This is a genomic window from Anaerofustis sp. NSJ-163, assembly GCF_024135845.1.
Lineage (GTDB): Bacteria > Bacillota > Clostridia > Eubacteriales > Anaerofustaceae > Anaerofustis > Anaerofustis butyriciformans.
This window is the reverse complement of sequence record NZ_JAMYJV010000007.1, coordinates 80,928-99,640: the sequence shown is the minus strand read 5'-3', so window position 1 is coordinate 99,640 and position 18,713 is coordinate 80,928. Positions and strand designations below refer to the sequence as shown.

The 18,713-nt window shown below is 28.0% G+C and carries 13 protein-coding genes; 6 read left to right on the top strand and 7 right to left on the bottom strand.

The features are described from left to right. Positions 1-7 precede the first annotated feature (7 nt). Genes M6G78_RS09890 through M6G78_RS09875 form a run of 4 tightly spaced genes read left to right on the top strand, consistent with a single transcriptional unit; the run spans position 8 to position 9,161 of the window. The gene (locus M6G78_RS09890; protein ID WP_253230286.1) at positions 8-3,358 is read left to right on the top strand and encodes a PD-(D/E)XK nuclease family protein; all 3,351 of its coding nucleotides are present in this window, start codon (positions 8-10) and stop codon (positions 3,356-3,358) included. Continuing rightward, positions 3,345-6,860, top strand: coding sequence for a helicase-exonuclease AddAB subunit AddA (gene addA / locus M6G78_RS09885; protein WP_253230285.1), 3,516 nt, complete (start codon positions 3,345-3,347; stop codon positions 6,858-6,860). The genes M6G78_RS09890 and addA overlap by 14 nt, the downstream gene beginning before the upstream one ends. A 1-nt stretch (position 6,861) precedes the next feature. Beyond that, positions 6,862-8,055, top strand: a complete 1,194-nt coding sequence (locus M6G78_RS09880) for a nucleotidyltransferase (protein WP_253230284.1) — start codon at positions 6,862-6,864, stop codon at positions 8,053-8,055. Positions 8,056-8,069: 14 nt separating this feature from the next. Next, positions 8,070-9,161 (top strand): hypothetical protein, encoded by a 1,092-nt coding sequence (locus tag M6G78_RS09875; protein WP_253230283.1) that lies wholly within the window; start codon positions 8,070-8,072, stop codon positions 9,159-9,161. A 12-nt stretch (positions 9,162-9,173) separates the two neighbouring features. On the opposite strand, the gene M6G78_RS09870 is transcribed toward M6G78_RS09875, so the two are convergent. The 7 genes from M6G78_RS09870 to M6G78_RS09840 all read right to left on the bottom strand — a co-directional run bounded on the left by M6G78_RS09870 (position 9,174) and on the right by M6G78_RS09840 (position 15,483). Next, positions 9,174-9,665: a hypothetical protein gene (locus tag M6G78_RS09870; RefSeq protein ID WP_138268021.1), complete on the bottom strand. Its 492-nt coding sequence runs from the start codon at positions 9,663-9,665 to the stop codon at positions 9,174-9,176. Next, on the bottom strand, positions 9,665-10,153 hold the full coding sequence (coaD, locus tag M6G78_RS09865) for a pantetheine-phosphate adenylyltransferase (RefSeq protein WP_138268020.1): 489 nt from the start codon (positions 10,151-10,153) through the stop codon (positions 9,665-9,667). The genes M6G78_RS09870 and coaD overlap by 1 nt, the downstream gene beginning before the upstream one ends. Next, positions 10,154-10,696 carry a 16S rRNA (guanine(966)-N(2))-methyltransferase RsmD gene (gene rsmD / locus M6G78_RS09860; RefSeq protein ID WP_138268019.1) on the bottom strand — a complete coding sequence of 181 codons (543 nt, stop codon included), beginning with the start codon at positions 10,694-10,696 and terminating at the stop codon, positions 10,154-10,156. An 11-nt stretch (positions 10,697-10,707) separates the two neighbouring features. Continuing rightward, the gene (gene recG, locus M6G78_RS09855; RefSeq protein WP_253230282.1) at positions 10,708-12,735 is read right to left on the bottom strand and encodes an ATP-dependent DNA helicase RecG; all 2,028 of its coding nucleotides are present in this window, start codon (positions 12,733-12,735) and stop codon (positions 10,708-10,710) included. Position 12,736: 1 nt separating this feature from the next. Beyond that, on the bottom strand, positions 12,737-14,386 hold the full coding sequence (locus tag M6G78_RS09850; RefSeq protein WP_253230281.1) for a DAK2 domain-containing protein: 1,650 nt from the start codon (positions 14,384-14,386) through the stop codon (positions 12,737-12,739). A 25-nt stretch (positions 14,387-14,411) separates the two neighbouring features. Beyond that, entirely contained in the window at positions 14,412-14,768 is a 357-nt protein-coding gene (locus tag M6G78_RS09845; RefSeq protein WP_138268016.1) for an Asp23/Gls24 family envelope stress response protein, read from the bottom strand. A gap of 109 nt (positions 14,769-14,877) precedes the next feature. Then, positions 14,878-15,483: a hypothetical protein gene (locus tag M6G78_RS09840; RefSeq protein WP_138268015.1), complete on the bottom strand. Its 606-nt coding sequence runs from the start codon at positions 15,481-15,483 to the stop codon at positions 14,878-14,880. A gap of 213 nt (positions 15,484-15,696) precedes the next feature. Between M6G78_RS09840 and recF the strand changes: the two genes are divergently transcribed. Both recF and gyrB read left to right on the top strand, forming a co-directional pair. Then, on the top strand, positions 15,697-16,809 hold the full coding sequence (gene recF, locus M6G78_RS09835) for a DNA replication/repair protein RecF (protein ID WP_253230280.1): 1,113 nt from the start codon (positions 15,697-15,699) through the stop codon (positions 16,807-16,809). After that, positions 16,793-18,706: a DNA topoisomerase (ATP-hydrolyzing) subunit B gene (gene gyrB, locus M6G78_RS09830; RefSeq protein WP_253230279.1), complete on the top strand. Its 1,914-nt coding sequence runs from the start codon at positions 16,793-16,795 to the stop codon at positions 18,704-18,706. Before recF ends, gyrB begins: the two co-directional genes overlap by 17 nt. Positions 18,707-18,713: the final 7 nt, after the last annotated feature.

The window sequence follows — 18,713 nt, the reverse complement described above, 5'->3', positions numbered from 1 at the left end:
AAATAAAATGATTAATATTATAACCAGTTACATTGAAGAAAAAGCCTTTTTCAAAGCCAGCAAAGATATTAGGAGAACTTTAAAAGAGAATAATGAAATAAACAAAATTCTCTTTTTAGTTCCGGAACAATTTACAGTAGAAGCAGAACGAATGCTTACAGATAAATTAACAGCAAAAGGGCTTATTGATATTGAAGTTTTAAGCATTAAAAGACTTTCAAACAGAATACTTACAAAAACAAAAAGCGAAGTGCCAAAAACCTTAGACGAAAGCGGAAAAAGTATGGTGCTTAGCTTTATTTTAAATGAATTAAAAGAAGAACTTATATGCTTTAACAGACTTACAAATAATGCATCTTTTAACGAAAATGTATGCGAGCTTTTTTCTGAACTTACGAAAAACAATGTAACCGGTGAAGATTTAAGCCCGGATAAATTTTCAGATGAAGAAAATAACAACAATTTCTTATACAAAAAGACTCATGATATTCATAAAATCTATGAAAGATATAATAACTTTTTAGGCACTGATTTTTGGGACGCTGACGATTTAACATTTCATGCAAGCCAAAATTTAGATAAAGCAAGATTTTTGGATAACAGCGAAATTTACTACTTTGGCTTTGAATCTTTCGATAAAAACATTTATTCTCTTATAGAAGCCATAAGCAAAAGGGAAATTAATCAAACTTTTTTATTTACCGCAAAAGATGATATAAAAAGAAAAAGCTCCCCTGCTTATAAAATAGTAGAAAATACAATATATAAGTTACATAAACTTGCAGATAAATGTAGTGAAGAATTTAATATTCAAACGCAAAATGAAGAAGAAAAAGAAAAAGATTTAAAATTCCTTGCGGATAATATTTTTTCATATGACACAAAGGAATATAAAGACAAAGTAACAAATATTGAAATTTTTAAAGCCTCAAGTCTATACGAAGAAGTTGAAAATACAGCAATAAATATCTTAAAGCTTATAAAAGAGGAAAATGCTTTATATAGAGACATACAAGTTTTGCCTTCAGATTACGAAACATATAAAAATGTCATAAGTGAAGTTTTCAATAAATATAAAATAAATTACTTCTTAGACAATACATCAAATGTAATAGACACAAATATATTAAGAGGAATAATAAAAATATTAAATATAATAAGCAGTAACTTCCAAACGAACGATATAATTTCTTTTTTAAAAACAGGGCTTACAGATTTATCAAAAGACGACATCGAAACCTTTGAAAATTATGCTTTGGAATTTGGCATAAAAGGAACAATGTGGCTTAAAGACTTTAAAAGAAACAATAAGTTCAATGACTATAATTTAGATTATTTGAATGAGAAAAAAGATGCATTTATTTTACCTCTTATAACTTTAAAAGAAAACTTTAAAAATACTAAAAATGTAAAAGAAACAACTACTGTATTTTATAAATTCTTAAAAGATTTTGGATTAGATGAAAAAATAAAAAGAATAGTAAAAAACTTTGAAGAAAAAGATGACTATACAAATGCAAATAAATACGCACAAATTTATAACAGCATAATAAATATATTTGAACAGCTTTATAACTTCCTTGGCGAAGAAAAACTAAGCTTAAAAGAATATGCAAAAATAATGGAAAGCGGATTTAAAGCATTAAAAATAGGTATAATCCCATCAACCATAGACAGCGTAAATATCGCTACTTTATCACGTTCCAGAAGCAGCGACATAAAATATCTTTTTATTCTAGGTGTAAATGACGGCATACTCCCAACAAACTTTGCCCAATCAGGAGGTATTTTTTCTAACAAGGAAAAACTTCAAATAATAGAAAGCGGAGTAGAAATAAGAAGTACAAATGAATATAAACAACAGGAAGAAAAATACTTTTTGACATCGTTGATTTTAAAAACACAAAAACACATTTATTTTTCTTATCCTATACTTTCTCCTTCCGGTGATGAATTGACCGAAAGTTCTATTATAATGCGAATAAAAAACATTATGCCAAACATTAGAACAAAAACTTTTAATAAAGATAATTTAGATGATAATTTAAGTTTAATATCAAATTTTGATGCTACATTTAAACATTTAATAAATAATAAAATTAATAAAAGCGAAAACAACGAAGTGAATAATCTTTGGGAAGAAGTTTATGATATTTATAAAAATGATAACTTGGGAAAAAATTATATTGACATAATGGAAAGCGCTATAAACTTTAGCAACAACTCAGAAATTTCTAATAAGAAACTTATTAATGAAATATATAACGGCAAAATGATAACCAGCATAAGCCAGCTTGAAACTTATGCAAAATGTCCTTTCAGTTATTTTATTTCATATATAATCTCCCCAATTGAACGAAAAAAACTTGAATTAAACAGCCCGGATATAGGAAATATCTTACATGAGATTATATACGTTTTTTCAAATAAAATAATAAATAACGAAGTTGACGTAAACAAAATTACTTCAAAAGAACTTAATGATTTAACAAAAGAAATAACTAAAGAAGTAACAGAAAAATATTCAAAAGGGAAAGTAAAACAAATTGTAAACAGCGCTTATTTTAAGAAGAAACTTCTTAGAAATTCTTCCTATGCCCTTTCAAATATAGTTACACAGTTAAGAAGAAGCAATTTTCACATTTCAAAATGCGAAAGTGAATTCGGAGAAGATAAAGAAAACTCTTTAAACTTTATAACAAAAGAAAACAACATTGTAAGCATTAAAGGGAAAATAGACAGAATAGATACTTATAATTCTGATGAGGGAGAATATGTAAAGGTAATAGACTATAAAACAAAAGGAGAAACATTCGATTTCTCAAAGAGTTATTATGGAATAAATATGCAGCTTCCAATATACCTTGCAGCAACAACATTAAATAATAATAGCGAACCTGCCGGTGCATTATATTTTAGAATCTCACCTGAAATAACAAACGTAAAAAATTCAGAGGATTTAAAAACATTAATAGATAAAGCAGAAGAAAACCAAATTGACGGAGTTGTTATTGATAATACGGATATATTAAATAATATTGACGATGATGAAAACAACGGAATAGTAAAGAAACTTAAAAGCAAAAGAAATAAAGTTATTCCAAAAGAAGATTTATCAAACTTAATAAATCATGCTACGAATTTAGCAAAAGAAATTTCCGATAATATTATAAATGGTAAAATATCAATAACTCCATATAAGAAAGCAAATGAAACACCATGCGAATATTGTAAATATGAAAATATATGTCATTTTGATACTTGCTTTAAAGATAATAAATTTAATGAACTACCAAAAGCAAAAGCAGAAGACATATTAAAACTTATAAAGGAGGAAAGTGAAAATGAAATGGACTGAAAGTCAATATAAAGCAATAAATAACGACGGAAAAAACCTCCTTGTAAGCGCAGGGGCAGGCTGTGGTAAAACTGCAATTTTAACAAACAGAATAATAAGATTAATGCTTGAAAATAAAATCGACATTAATAAATTTCTTGTAGTAACTTTTACCAATGCCGCTGCAAACGGAATGAAAGAGAAAATAAGAAAACTTCTTTATGAAAAATTAAAAGAAGAAAAAAGCGACAAAAAGTTTTTATTTGAACAAATTTCAAATTTAGAAAGTGCAAATATCAGTACCCTTCATTCTCTATGTATAAATATTATAAGAGAATATTACCATATTGTAGAAATAGACCCATCTTTTCAAATAATAACGGATACAAATGTAGACATGCTTATGGATGAAGCTTTTGAAAAACTGTTTAATGATAGATATGAAAACAATGATGAACAGTTCATTCAAACCTCATTAAATTATTCTTTTTCACGTACAAATGAAGACTATTTTAAGGAACAATTAAAAAACATATATACTTTTATATACAATAGACCATCTCCTTTTAAATGGCTTCATGAAAAAGTAGAATTTTTCAATCAAAACGAAGAAGAGCTTAAAGAAAGTCTTGCCTTTAAAATAATTAAAGAAGAAGCTTATGACGGAATTGAACTTTCTTTTAATCTACTAAATGAAGCCTTGGAAAAAGCAAAATTTTACAAAGCAAATGAAAAATTAATAGACTTATTAAATGAAGAAGTTAACAATATAAAACTTTTAAAAAGAGATTTTGAAGGTAATTCCAACAAAGTTTTCAGCTTAAAAATGGGTGATATATTTAGAGCAAGAATTGTAGGAACAAACAAACTCGATCCCCAAATAAAAAATGAAATAACACAAAAAAGGAATTTAGCAAAAGATACAATAAAAAATATCATAAATAATTTATATGCTTTTTCTATTGAAGATATATTAAAAATCAACAATAATCTTTATCCTCAAATGCAGACAATCGAAAAAGCTTTGATTGATTTTGATTATTACTATAAAGAAATAAAAAAGGAAAAAGGTGTTTTGGAATTTAATGATATTGAACATCTCTGCCTTGAAATACTTAACAATGAAAATGCAAGAAAAGAAATTGTAAACAAGTTTGATTTCGTTTTTGTAGACGAATACCAGGATACTAACCTTGTACAAGAAGCAATCATAACAAAAATAATTAAAGAAAATAATCTTTTTACCGTAGGGGATGTAAAACAAAGTATATACCGTTTTAGACAAGCAGAACCTGAAGTATTCATAAATCGTTTAGAAAGATATGAAAAAGAAAATGATATAAACGAAATAATATATATGAATACAAATTTTAGAACAAATAAAAATATCATATCAGGAATCAACGAATTATTTTCAAAAATAATGTCAAAAGAGATAGGTAAAATAAACTATAACGAAAATGAAAAGCTTATCCCGGGAAGAAATGAAGAAATAGAAAGTAAAATAGAACTTCACTTTTTAAAAGAAAATGAAAATGATGAAGATTATTTTGATAAACCTTTAACAAATGACGAAAAAGAGTATACATACCTGGCAATGTTAATAAACAATTTAATAAAGCAAGATATATATGATAGTGAACTTAAGAAATTCAGGAAAACAAAATTTTCTGATATTTGTATTCTTGCAAGAAGTGCCAATACAAAAATAAAACCGTTAAAAGAAATATTTAACAAATATTCAATTCCCGTAAACAGCGAAAAAGAAACAGAATATTTCAAAACACACGAAATATCAATAATTAAAGACTTATTAAATATAATAAATAATTTTAAAGACGACTTGTCACTTCTTGGAGTTATGAGAGGTCCTATTTTTAATTTTTCCACAGAGGAACTACTGGAAATAAAATTATACTCAAAAGAAAAATATTATTATAAATGCGTTGAAAATTTCACTAAAGAAGAAAATGACAATATAGAACTTAAAAATAAAGTAATAAATATGATAAATATAATAAACGAATATAACTCTAAAAGTCTATATATGTCTGTCAGTGATTTAATTGAAGATATTTATGAAAAGACTTCTTTTACAGAATATGTAAAAGCTCTTCCCTTTGGTAATATCAGAGAAAATAACCTTAAAGCACTTATTACCAAAGCAAAAGAATACGAAAACTTTTCAAATGAAGGTTTATATGGATTTATTAAATTTATGGACTATGCAAAAGAAAGAAATGAGTCAGGTATAGCCTTAAATGAAAATAGTGATAACAGTGTAAAATTCACTACAATCCATGCAAGCAAAGGACTTGAATTTCCAATAGTTATTTTAATGGATACAAGCAAGACTTTTAATGAAAGAGACCTAAAAGAAAATATCGTTCTAAATAAAGATTTGGGACTTTGCCCTAGCCTAATAGATTTGGACAATAAAATAAAAATAAACAGTATTTCAAAAATTGCCGTAAATGAACTTGAAAAACAAGAACTAAAAAGTGAAGAAATGCGTTTACTTTATGTTGCCCTTACAAGAGCAAAGGAAAAATTAATAATAACATCAAAGGCTAAAATTGAAGATATCTTAGAAAAAATACCTAAAGAAATAACAAGAGTAGATATAAAAAATTCTAAAACATACTTAGACTGGATAGTTAAAGCAATCCTTTGTAATAAACATTTTAATACGAAAGAAAATATTGTTTTTGAAGATAAAAACTTTATAATATATAACAATGATATAAACATTTTATTAACGGACACTAATAATAACGAAGATAAAACAACAAAAAACGAAAAATTTATAAATGAAGATTTTAGTAAGTTAATAATTCAAAATCTAAATTATAAGTATAAAAATATTATAGATACTAAAATTCCAAGAAAAGCAGGTGTAAGCAGTTTAAAAAACACAGAACTTTTGGAAGTTGGAAATAATGTAATTACAATAAAAGAAGAACCTGATTTCCTAAAAGAAGAAACGGAAATATCGGCAGCACAAAAAGGAACTATTATTCACTTTATTTTTGAGACAATTGATATAAATAAATTAAAAGAAGATAATAATTTGCGAGATAATATTGATAATCAAATTAATGAATTAATAGAAGAAGAAATACTTTCTAAAAAAGAATATGAAAGTATTGACATGGAATATGTATATAAGTTTTTTGAAAGTGCAATAGGCAAGCAATTATTAAACTCAAAAAAAATATATAGAGAACTTCCTTTTAACCTTGCGATACCTGCAAAAGATATTTCTGACAAATGGGTAGAAAGCGATGAAGATGTATTAGTTCAAGGAATTATTGACCTTACATTTGAAGATGAAAATGGAAATATGATTTTAGTTGATTATAAAACCAACTATTTTAAAACAGATAAAGAAAAAGAAACGCTTATTAAAGAATATAAACTTCAAATAAATTATTATAAAAAGGCAATAACTACATTAATGAATAAAAAAGTCTCTCATAGTTATCTATACTTTTTAAGTAAAAACATAATCACAGAGGTATAAAATGAAAACAGCAGGAATAATAGCTGAATACAACCCGTTTCATAACGGACATAAATATCAAATAGAAAAAATAAAAGAAAATCTTAATGCCGACAACGTAGTTTGTATAATGAGTGGAAACTTCACCCAAAGAGGAGAATTATCCATCATCGATAAATACAAAAAAGCTGAAATGGCAGTAAAAAACGGTGCTAATCTTGTTATAGAGCTGCCTTTTGTTTATGCTTGCACAACGGCAGAAATTTTTGCTTCCTCTGCAGTAAGAATATTAAACAGCTTCGGAATAATAAATTATCTTTGTTTTGGAATGGAAGACAACTCAAAACTTATAGAAACAATTCAAATTGCAAAGATTTTACTCAAAGAAAGCGATGTATTTAAAGAAATATTAAAAGATAATTTATCAAAAGGAAAATCTTATATTGAATCAAAGCAAGAAGCATTAAATAAACTTTTAAATAAAGATATTTCTTTTATAAAACAGCCCAATAATATATTGGCATTAGAATATATTAAAGAACTTATAAGTCTTAATTCATTGATAATTCCTTATCCAATTAAAAGAACCTCTTCTTACAAAAGCACAGATAGTTTAGACAGTTTTTTAAGTGCTTACGGTATAAGGGAAAAAATTCTAAAAGGTGAAGACATCAGCGACTATGTTCCAATTAATGCAATAAAAACTTATAATAATATTCCTCATGTTAAGATATTGGAAGATTATTTCTTTACTTTAAAAAGCATAATTATGTCAATGGACAAAGATGACTTATATAATTATGCTGATGTAGAAATAGGACTAAACAACAGAATATACAATAATATTTTTCTTTCAAATGATGTTGAAAGTTTTATAAATTTAATATCTACCAAAAGATATACAAAAAACAGAATAAGAAGAATTTTAATTCATATTCTTACAAATTATCAAAAAAAAGAATTTGATAAATATAAACATCATACTCCCGGTTATATCAAAGTTCTTGCATTTGATAACAAAGGAAGAACTCTTTTAAAAGAGATAAAACAAAATGGAATTCAGATATTTAATAATCTAAATAAAGATATATATAAACTAAATGAAACAGACAGAGAAATAATTGAAAAAAATATTAAGGCAGACAATATATATAATATTAATTTAGATAAATTCAATCTGGATTTTTACAAGCAGGCATTTTATCTTAATAGATAGCATATAAATAAAATATGAAAAAACAAAGAATTTTATATTTTATTATTTTAATTATTTTATTATTATATTTAATTTTAAATACAAAAAATGCAGTGAATGCAATAAAAGACGGGGCAATACTCTTTTTTAACGGAGTACTGCCCTCATTATTTCCTTTTTTAGTTATTTCAAATATGTTTTTCAAACTTGATTATGCAAAATATATGGCAAAAATATTTTCCCCTTTTATGACTAAATTTTTTAAAACAAGTGGAATAGGAGCTTATCCTTTAATTACAAGTATTATTTGCGGATATCCAATAGGAAGCAAATCTGTTTGTGATATGTATCTTAATAATAAACTTACAAAACCACAAGCCTCAAAACTAATATCAATATGCTCTACCCCAGGACCAATATTTGTAATAGGAACTGTGTGTAGTATCTTTTTAAATTTACCAGTTAGTGCAGTTATAATGCTGATAAGCATATACTCGGCTTTATTTATATACGCTAAAATATTTTTTAAATATGATAAAGAAACAAAAATAAATATTTCACATTCAAATTATAAAAAACATTATAATATAGGGAAAATTTTTTCCGACAGTATTACCAATTCCCTAAACACTCTTTTAAGCGTAATGGGATATATAATGTTTTTTTCTCTTGTAATAAATTTAATTGACAATACTATTTTATTTAATGAATATCTTCCATTTAAGTTACATATATTTTTATCCGCTTTTATAAAGGGGCTAATTGAAATGACAAACGGAATTAAATTATTAAGCTCCATTAATATTCTCCCTCTACCAATAATAATTTCATCAATTACATTCCTTTTATCATTTGGGGGATTATGTGCAAATATGCAATGTATATCTTTTATTGTAAATACAGATTTAAACGCATTAAAATATATCATTTCAAAAATAATTATTGGAAGCATATCGGCTATTATTTCTTATATATTAAGTTTCATATTTTTAAGAGGCGAAATAACTACATTTGCCCTAAGCAATTTTTTACCTTTTTCATATAGTATTACATCAGTTTTTTTCTTTTGTGTAATATATACTTTTATAATCGCAGCTTCAGCGGTGATATTAAAAAAAGAGATATAAAAATATCTCTTTTTATTTTTCTTCGTTAACTTCCGGTGGTCTGCTGTTAATTGCAGATTTTCTAAGTTCTTTTAACTCTATTTTATTATCTTCAATTGTATTCATCATTTCTCTTAATTTATCTTGTAAGTCTTTAAGCATTGCAGCAGAATATTCAATTGAACCTATTCTCATATTTAAAGATTCTGTATTTGCTTTTTTTAGCATATCTTGAGCTTTATTATATGCACTTCTTGTAATTTCATCAGAATCAATAAGCTCTTTAACTTTTCTTTCAGCAGCATTCATAATCTTATTTGCTTCTCTTTGAGCCCCGTCAACAATCATTTTTTCTTGTTCAGTAATTCTGATTGCATCTTTTAAATCTCCGGGCATTTCTGCTCTTATTTCATCCAACAAATCTAAAACTTCGTCAGGGTCAACAATTATTTTTGTTGAAAAAGGAACTGTTGCCCCATTTTCCACTAAATCTTGTAATTTATCCAATAATTCTAAAACTTTCATTATTTCTCTCCCTTATATTTTTCTATAAGTGCATTGTTTACACATTCAGGTACTATAGAAGAAACATCTCCTCTAAATTCAGCAATTTGTTTTACATTGCTGGAAGAAACATAGGTATATTTATTGCTTGCCACAAAAAAGACGCTTTCAACTTCCTTATTAAGCTTTCTGTTTATAGTAGCCATTTGAAATTCATATTCAAAATCAGTTAATGCTCTAAGCCCTCTGATTAAAATATAAGTATCTTTTATATTGCAATAATCCGCTATAAGTCCAGTGTAAAAATCTACTTCGACTTTATCACCAAGTTCTTTTACGCTTTCTTTAAGTAACGATAATCTTTCTTCCAATGAGAACAGATGAGTTTTTTTTGTGTTTTCCATAAGTACAACGTAAATTTTATCGAAAACCTTTGCCCCTCTTTTTATTATGTCTAAATGTCCGTTTGTTATTGGGTCAAAACTTCCCGCATATATTGCTTTTTTCATCTAATCCTCCAAAACAAAAAAATCGATACTTGTAAGTGAATAAGACTTTGATCTGATTTTTGTTAAATGTTCAAATTCTCCAATTGGTATATTTTTGTCATGCTCTACAACTAATATACCATCATTACATAGTATATCACATTTCACTATATTTTCTATTAAAATTTTAAGTTTTTCATATTTATATGGAGGATCAAGAAAAATAACGTCGAATTTTTCTTCCGTATTATTAACAAAACTTAAGGCATCTTTCTTTATTACTTTACAAAACTCTTCACATCTCGTTTTCTTTATATTTTTTCTTATAAGCCTTATACTGTCCATGTTATTATCTATAAAATAACTTTTATCTGCACCACGGCTTATAGCTTCTATACCTATTGCACCACTACCGCCAAATAAATCCAAAAATTTACTTTCAGGTATATACGGCATAAGAATATTAAATAAATCTTCCTTTATTCTATCTGTTGTAGGACGAACTCTTCTGTCTTTTGGACTATCAAGATTCGTTCCTCTCATTTTCCCACCGATAACTCTCATTTATTTTTCCTCTAATTCCATGTAATATTCTTTGAAATACTGCTGTATTTTTCTTTTATATATTTTAAATAATCTCTGTTTCCCTTTGTATTGTCGTTTAAAATATCTTCCATTGCATCTTTTGCCTTATTAAAAAGCTCGCTGTTTTCAATAAGTTTATATATATTATATCCGTCTTTCCCGCTTTGTCTTACTCCAAGAATATCTCCGCTTCCTCTTGTTTTCAAATCATAAAGAGCTATTTTAAACCCATCTGTATTCTTTGATAAAAAACTCAGCCTTTCAATACTCTTTTTACTTTGATTATTACTTAAAAGTATACAATAACTTTCTTTGTCATTTCTTCCAACTCTTCCCCTTAGCTGATGAAGAGAAGCAAGACCAAATCTATCCGCATCTTCTATAATGATAAGAGTTGCGTCTTTACTGTCTATACCTACTTCTATTACACTGGTAGAAACCAACGCTTTTATTTTTCCGCCATAAAAATCATCCATTATTCTGTCTTTTTCATCTTCTGGCATTTTTCCGTGAATTAAAGCAGTGTTAATATTCTTAAAATACGTTTTATTTAATTTTTCATAAATATCTTCTGCAGCTTTTAAGTCTTCACTGTCAATTGACGGACAAACAACATATACCTGATTCCCTTCACTAATCTGTTTTACAGCAAATCTATATACTCTGTCATAATATGAATAATCTTTAAAGTATGTTTTTATTTCTTTTCTGCCGGAAGGTTTTTTATCTATTATACTCACATCAAGGTCTTTGTAAATACTAAGAGCCAATGTTCTTGGAATAGGTGTTGCACTCATTACAAGAGTATGAACGCTATCCCCTTTTTTTGTTAAAAACCCTCTTTGCATAACCCCAAACCTATGCTGCTCGTCAATAACAGCAAGAGCCAAATTCTTGTATTTTACTTTCTTTGAAAAAACTGCATGAGTACCTACAATCACATTGCTTATTCCGCTTTCTATTCTCTCATAAGCCAAACGCTTTTCTTTAGCTGTCATACCGGAATAAAGAAATTCCATTCTTATATTAAAATTATCAAATATTTCTTTCATTTTCTCAAAATGCTGAGAAGCAAGTATCTTCGTAGGGGCACAAAAAACTGCTTGATATCCGCTCATAACAGCTAAAAATACACCGTACATGGCTATAACTGTTTTACCACTCCCTACATCCCCTTGAACAAGCCTATTCATCTTAATTCCAGATATAAAATCATCTTCTATGTCTTTAATAACTTTATTTTGAGAATCAGTAAGTGTAAAAGGAAGTTTATCTAAGAAATCTTGTTTGTAATTTACTTCTATTATTTCACCCTTAACTCCCATGTTTAAGTTTTTATTCAATATCATAGATAAATTAAATCCGCAAAACTCATCAAAAGTCAAACGTTCATTGGCTTTAAGAGTATCATCCAGCATCTTTGGATTATGAATTCCTTTATATGCATCATATAATGAACATAAATTATACTCATCTTTTATATTTTCCGGAATAAAATCCTTTATTGTCATAATATCTAATGCATTTAAAGCAAATTTCTTAAGCTCTTTATTTGTTATTTTGCTTTTACTGCTTAACGGGTAAACCGGATTAAGTCCGATTTTTATAGATGTTTCATCATTTAACTTTGCATACTTTGGAGAAACCATTTCATAATAATTCCCCTTTTTTTCCACTTTACCATAAAGTTTATATTCTTCATCTTTTTTAAAGAATGAAGAAATATAGGGATTATTAAAGAAGGTAGCATAAAATATACTACCTTCACTTTCAAATTTTATTTTTGTTATTTTTAAATTTCTTCTTACTATCCTCGTTTTTTGAGCTTCTACAAAAGTACATTTAATAAGTTCTTTCCCATTTTGTTTTGCATCTTTTATAGATTTAATATCTCCGATAACCTCATAAGTTCTTGGATAGTAATCAATAAGTTCTTTTAGGGAAAAAATTCCTAAATTATTAAGTTCTAAGGCTTTCTTTTCCCCTACACCTTTAAGATTTGTTAATTTATAACTCATATTATTCAACACTTACAATATAGTAATATAATGGCTGTCCGCCGTATGTTATTTCAACATCTAAATCTTCGTATTTTTCTTCAACTATTTCAGCAACTTTGTTTGCATCTTCTTCTTTTATATCTTCACCATAGTAAATACTAATAAGTTCGCTGTCTTCATCAACCATTTTATCAATCAACTCAACTGTTGCAGTTGAAACATCTTTTGTATCACAAACAATATCAGAACCTAAAATACCAAGAATATCTCCTTCTGAAATTACAGTATCACCAATTTGTGTATCTCTTACGGCAAATGTTACTTGACCTGTTTTAACTTCGCTTATTGCATCCGTCATATTTTCGGCATTATCAGCCAAAGAAGATGTTGCATCAAATACCATTAAAGCAGAAATAGCTTCCGGAATTGTTCTTGTTTTTACAACTTCAATATTCTTTTCGCTTATTTCCTTAGCTTGACTTGCAGCCATTATGATATTTTTATTATTTGGCATTAATATATAATTTTTACCATTTGTATTTTCAATTATATCTAAGAAGTCTTGAGTTGAAGGATTCATTGTTTGTCCTCCTTCAATAACATAATCCATTCCAAGATCTTTAAGGATTTTACTCATACCGCTTCCGGCAGCAACACCAATAAAGATGAAGTCTTTTTCTTCTTTAGAATATTTTTCTTCCGGTTTTTCTTCTTCAGCTTCTTTCAAAATAAGCTCACTGTGTTGTTCTCTCATATTTTCAATTTTAATTTTTGAAAGTTCACCACAAGTAGCCGCCATTTTCATTGCATTCCAAGGTACATTTGTATGAACATGAATTTTAATAATTCCATTATCATGAACAGCAACCAAAGAATCTCCGATTGGAGTAAGTTTATCTTTTAATGCTGCAGTAATAGCACTTTCATATTTTAAATTTTCTTCATGAACTTTAATTAAAAATTCAGTACAGTATCCAAATTTAATATCAGAAGAATCTATTTCAAAGCCTTGTACTCCGCTTTCTTCTTTTTCTACATCTTCAACATCAATAAATACAACTTCTTCACCTTTTAAAACTTTTAAAGCACCTTCAAATAAGCAAAGTAAACCTCTACCTCCGGCATCAACAACCCCTGCTTCTTTTAATACAGGTAAAAGATTTGGTGTATTTTGAAGAGATTTTTCCCCTGCTTCAAGAACGTGAGAAATAAAATCTTCTACTGAAGAATAGCTTTTTCCATGTTCTTTTGCAAATTCATGCATTTCTCTTGCAACTGTAAGAATTGTTCCTTCAGTTGGTTTCATAACGGCTCTGTAAGCCATTTTTGTAGAAAGCTCAAATGCTCCTATTAAAGAGTCAATGTCAATTTCCTTTACATCTTTTAAACCTTTTGCAAACCCTCTGAAAAGTTGTGATAAAATAACACCTGAGTTTCCTCTTGCTCCCATTAAAGCTCCGCTTGACATGCTTGCAGCAATATCACCGATTTTATCAGATGTAACCTTACTCATTTCTTCAACGGCAGTTTTAACCGTTAAAGACATATTTGTTCCTGTATCACCGTCAGGAACAGGGAAAACATTTAAATTGTTAACCATTTGTTTATTATTTTCTAGGTTAGCATATGCCCCTTTTAATACTTTTTTAAACATTTTTGAATCTATCATTTTTTACTTTTACCTCACCGTTATTTTATTGATTAGCTCTAACGCTTTGAACGTGAACATTGATTTTTTTGATTTTTAGTCCCGTTTGTTTTTCAACATTATATTTTACGGTGTCAATAAGATTTTCTGCAACCGTAACAATTTTCACGCCAAATTCAACAATAACGTAAATATCTATTATAAGTCTGCCATCTTCTTCAACAACTTTTACACCTTTTCTAAGGTTTTCTTTCTTTAAAAGTTCTATAATACCATTGGTTACGCTTCTGCTTGCCATTCCTACAATACCAAAACATTCCATTGCACAAAGCCCTACCATTTGTTCAATAATTTCAGTAGAGATATTTACATCTCCTATATTATCTGTCTTTTTAGCGTACATTAATCTTCTCCTTATAACCTTATATTTGCCTTTATTATACCATAATAAAAACTTAATAAAATATATTTTGTTAAAATTTATGATTTAGTTAATAAACAAAAAATACCTTTTACAACAAGTTTCTCATTCCAACAAAGAATACAACAAGAACAATTAAGTTTATTAAAGCAGGTATATGAGGGATAAAAATACTAAAGAAGTCATTCATATCGACTTTAACTTTTTGTTTTGATCTTCTGCGTCTTGGAAGCTCATTTTCAAGAGACTTTGTAAAAAACATTACATAAAGCACTATAACAGCACTAACAAACATACCCCATATAGAATATGAAAATGTAGATTTACCTAAAAGAATTCCAACAAAACCAACATCAACTAGTCCTGATAGTTTTGGAAATTCATAACAAAATGTTCCTAAAAATGTTATTACGGCTATTGCCATGAAAAAGAACATGATTCTTCTTGGTTTTATGTATCTAATATCATCAACACTTTTAATTACTCCATACTTTACCTTTGTATAAATATAATTCATAAATACCAAAGAAATCAAAGCTGCAAGCAATCCTATGGCGTAGTATATTTGAATATTTAAATACACCTTTAACTGTTCTGGATTTATTTGCCCAATTAAACTTGGGCGTAAAAATAAAATTGAAATCAGAAGTATTACTACTCCGTAAAATAAGTTAACTTGTTTTAAAAAATTTTTCATATTATAATTCTCTCCGATTAGTAAAAATAAATTATCTTTATTATATATCAAAACATTCTCATGTCAAAATATTTTGTATTAATTTAACACATTATAAAACAAAAAATTCACATTTGTTTTTTAATTAAAATATCCCTCATATTTTGATTAAATCCTATGAAAAAACCCCATTTTATGCTATAATTACAGTATAAATCCTAAAGGGGTTTTTTTATGTATATAGAAAATATTGATATAACAAATTTTAGGAATATTGAAAAAATTAATACGTCCTTTAATAAAAAATATAATATTTTTTATGGGGAAAACGCACAGGGCAAAACTAATTTTTTAGAGGCCCTTTCTTTGACTTTAAACGGAATTTCTCATAGAGAAAAAAGCACTCTTAATTTCATAAAACAAGATAGCGATTTTTGCATAGTTTCGGCAAATGTAAAAAAGGAAGATGATATAGACACCAACGTAAAACTCACTATTAAAGAAAAAAGAAAATATGAAATTAATTCCACCCCCGTAAAAACAAGAACAGAACTTTTAAAAGAATACAATATAGTTTTGTTTACTCCTGAAGATTTAAAAATTATAAAAGGATATCCAAAGGACAGACGAAAATTTCTAGATGAAAGTATAAGCCTTATTTTTCCTGCTTATCATAGTGCTTTAAGAAAATACAATAAAGCTTTAAAACAAAGAAATACTATTTTAAAAGATTACACAAAAAGAAATATCGCTTCAAGTTTACTGGATGTATATGATGAAACCTTATACACAATAGGAAGCGACATTATAAAAACAAGAATAAATATTTTAAAGAAAATCGAAAAAATTGCAGATAATCTAAACAAAGAAGTATGCAAAAATGAAAATATTAAATTTTTCTATTCTTCAAATGTACTTAAAAACAGTGACTTAACAGATATAAAGCTAATGTATAAAAATGCACTAAAAAATGCAAGAAAAGAGGACCTATCAAGAGGAACAACAACTGTCGGAATACATCATGACGACATAAACATTTTTATAAACGACTTGGATACAAAAAAATTTGCATCTCAAGGACAACAAAGAAGCATTGCCCTTTGCATGAAATTATCCCTAATAAAATTACTTTATGACAAATTTGAAGACTATCCGATAGTACTTCTTGACGATGTAATGAGTGATTTAGATAAATTCAGACAAAAACAAATATTAAACTTAATAAAGGACACACAATCATTTATAACTTGTGTCAATCATTCTTTTTTAGAAGATATAAATGATTATAAAATATATAAAATTGAAAATGGAAATTTAAAGGAGGTAACCAGTGGCCAAACAAGATAATAATAATTATGATGCCAGTAAAATAAAAGTACTGGAAGGTCTGGAAGCTGTTAGAAAAAGACCGGGTATGTACATTGGTAGTACAGGAGAAAAAGGTCTTCATCACCTTGTATATGAAATCATAGACAACAGTGTGGACGAAGCATTAGCCGGTTTTTGTAAAAATATAGTTGTAACAATAGGTGAAGGAGATACAATCACCGTAAAAGACGACGGTAGAGGTATTCCTACTGGAATTAACCCAAAATACAAAAAAAGTGCCGTTGAAATTGCCCTTACAATACTTCATGCCGGTGGTAAATTTGATTCTGGTACATATAAAGTATCCGGAGGTTTACACGGTGTTGGTGTATCGGTTGTTAACGCATTATCAGAACATTTAACCGTTACAGTATGCCAAAACGGTCAAATACATCAGCAAAAATATGAAAGAGGTAAACCTATAACAAAACTTGAAGTTATAGGAAAAACTAAAGAAACAGGTACAACTGTATTCTTTAAACCAGACTATGAAATTTTCTCTGAACTTGTATATAACTATGATACTTTAAAACACAGAATAAGAGAACTTGCTTTCTTAAATAAAGGATTAAAAATCACTTTAAAAGATGAAAGAGAAGGCAAAGAACAAGAAGAAACTTTCCATTATGAAGGTGGTATCATAGAGTTTGTAGAATACGCAAACAGAGGCAAAGAAAAACTTACAAATGAAATAATATATTTTGAAAAAGAAAGCGACGTTTGTCTTTTAGATGTTGCTATGCAGTACACTACAAGTTTCAGCGAAAGTATATATTCTTTTGCAAACAACATCAATACCGTTGAAGGCGGTATGCATGTAAACGGCTTTAAAACAGCCTTAACAAGAAGTATCAATGCATATGCAAGAAAATATTCTATCTTAAAAGAAAACGAAGAAAATCTTTCCGGAGATGACATAAGAGAAGGTCTTACTGTTGTAATCAGCGTAAAAATTTCTGATCCTGAATTTGAAGGACAAACCAAAACAAAACTTGGTAACCCTGAAGTAAGAGGATATGTTGATACTACGGTTGGAGACAACATCACAGCTTACCTTGAAGAACATCCTCAAGAAGCTAAGATAATTGTTGAAAAAGCTCTAACTGCTCAAAGAGCAAGAAAAGCAGCAAGAAAAGCAAAAGACCTTGTAAGAAGAAAGAGCGTACTTGAAAGTACAGCATTACCTGGAAAACTTGCCGACTGCAGAGAAAAAGACCCTGCAAAATGTGAAATATACCTTGTCGAAGGGGACAGTGCGGGTGGTAGTGCAAAACTAGGAAGAAACCCAAAAACTCAAGCTATCTTACCACTTAGAGGTAAAATTTTAAATGTAGAAAAAGCAAGACTTGACAGAATGCTAAATGCAGATACTATCCGTTCTATGATTACTGCTTTTGGTACCGGTATTTCAGACGAATTCGATATTGAAAAAGCAAGATATCACAAAATTGTAATCATGACCGATGCCGACGTCGATGGTGCTCATATCAGAACATTACTTCTTACATTCTTCTATCGTTATATGAGAGGTCTTATCGACGCAGGATATGTTTATATAGCGCAGCCCCCTTTATATAAACTTGAAAAACAAAAGAAAGTATGGTACCTATACTCAGATGAAGAACTTGAAGAAAAATTAAGCGAAATCGGAAGAGATAAAATAGGTCTTCAACGATATAAAGGTCTTGGGGAAATGAACGGTGAACAACTTTGGGATACAACAATGAACCCTGAAAACAGAACTTTATTACAAGTTACAATAGATGATGCAGCTTATGCTGATGAAATTTTCTCTATCCTTATGGGAGACCAAGTTCAACCAAGAAAAGACTTCATCACAGAAAACGCAAGAAAGGTTAAAAATCTAGATATATAGGAGGTAT

What these genes read in the sequence shown, in the direction of transcription:
- M6G78_RS09890 (WP_253230286.1), top strand. Translation starts at nt 8, where the DNA reads ATGATTAATATTATAACCAGTTACATTGAAGAAAAAGCCTTTTTCAAA.
- addA (WP_253230285.1), top strand. Translation starts at nt 3,345, where the DNA reads ATGAAATGGACTGAAAGTCAATATAAAGCAATAAATAACGACGGAAAA.
- M6G78_RS09880 (WP_253230284.1), top strand. Translation starts at nt 6,862, where the DNA reads ATGAAAACAGCAGGAATAATAGCTGAATACAACCCGTTTCATAACGGA.
- M6G78_RS09875 (WP_253230283.1), top strand. Translation starts at nt 8,070, where the DNA reads ATGAAAAAACAAAGAATTTTATATTTTATTATTTTAATTATTTTATTA.
- M6G78_RS09870 (WP_138268021.1), bottom strand. Translation starts at nt 9,665, where the DNA reads ATGAAAGTTTTAGAATTATTGGATAAATTACAAGATTTAGTGGAAAAT.
- coaD (WP_138268020.1), bottom strand. Translation starts at nt 10,153, where the DNA reads ATGAAAAAAGCAATATATGCGGGAAGTTTTGACCCAATAACAAACGGA.
- rsmD (WP_138268019.1), bottom strand. Translation starts at nt 10,696, where the DNA reads ATGAGAGTTATCGGTGGGAAAATGAGAGGAACGAATCTTGATAGTCCA.
- recG (WP_253230282.1), bottom strand. Translation starts at nt 12,735, where the DNA reads ATGAGTTATAAATTAACAAATCTTAAAGGTGTAGGGGAAAAGAAAGCC.
- M6G78_RS09850 (WP_253230281.1), bottom strand. Translation starts at nt 14,386, where the DNA reads ATGATAGATTCAAAAATGTTTAAAAAAGTATTAAAAGGGGCATATGCT.
- M6G78_RS09845 (WP_138268016.1), bottom strand. Translation starts at nt 14,768, where the DNA reads ATGTACGCTAAAAAGACAGATAATATAGGAGATGTAAATATCTCTACT.
- M6G78_RS09840 (WP_138268015.1), bottom strand. Translation starts at nt 15,483, where the DNA reads ATGAAAAATTTTTTAAAACAAGTTAACTTATTTTACGGAGTAGTAATA.
- recF (WP_253230280.1), top strand. Translation starts at nt 15,697, where the DNA reads ATGTATATAGAAAATATTGATATAACAAATTTTAGGAATATTGAAAAA.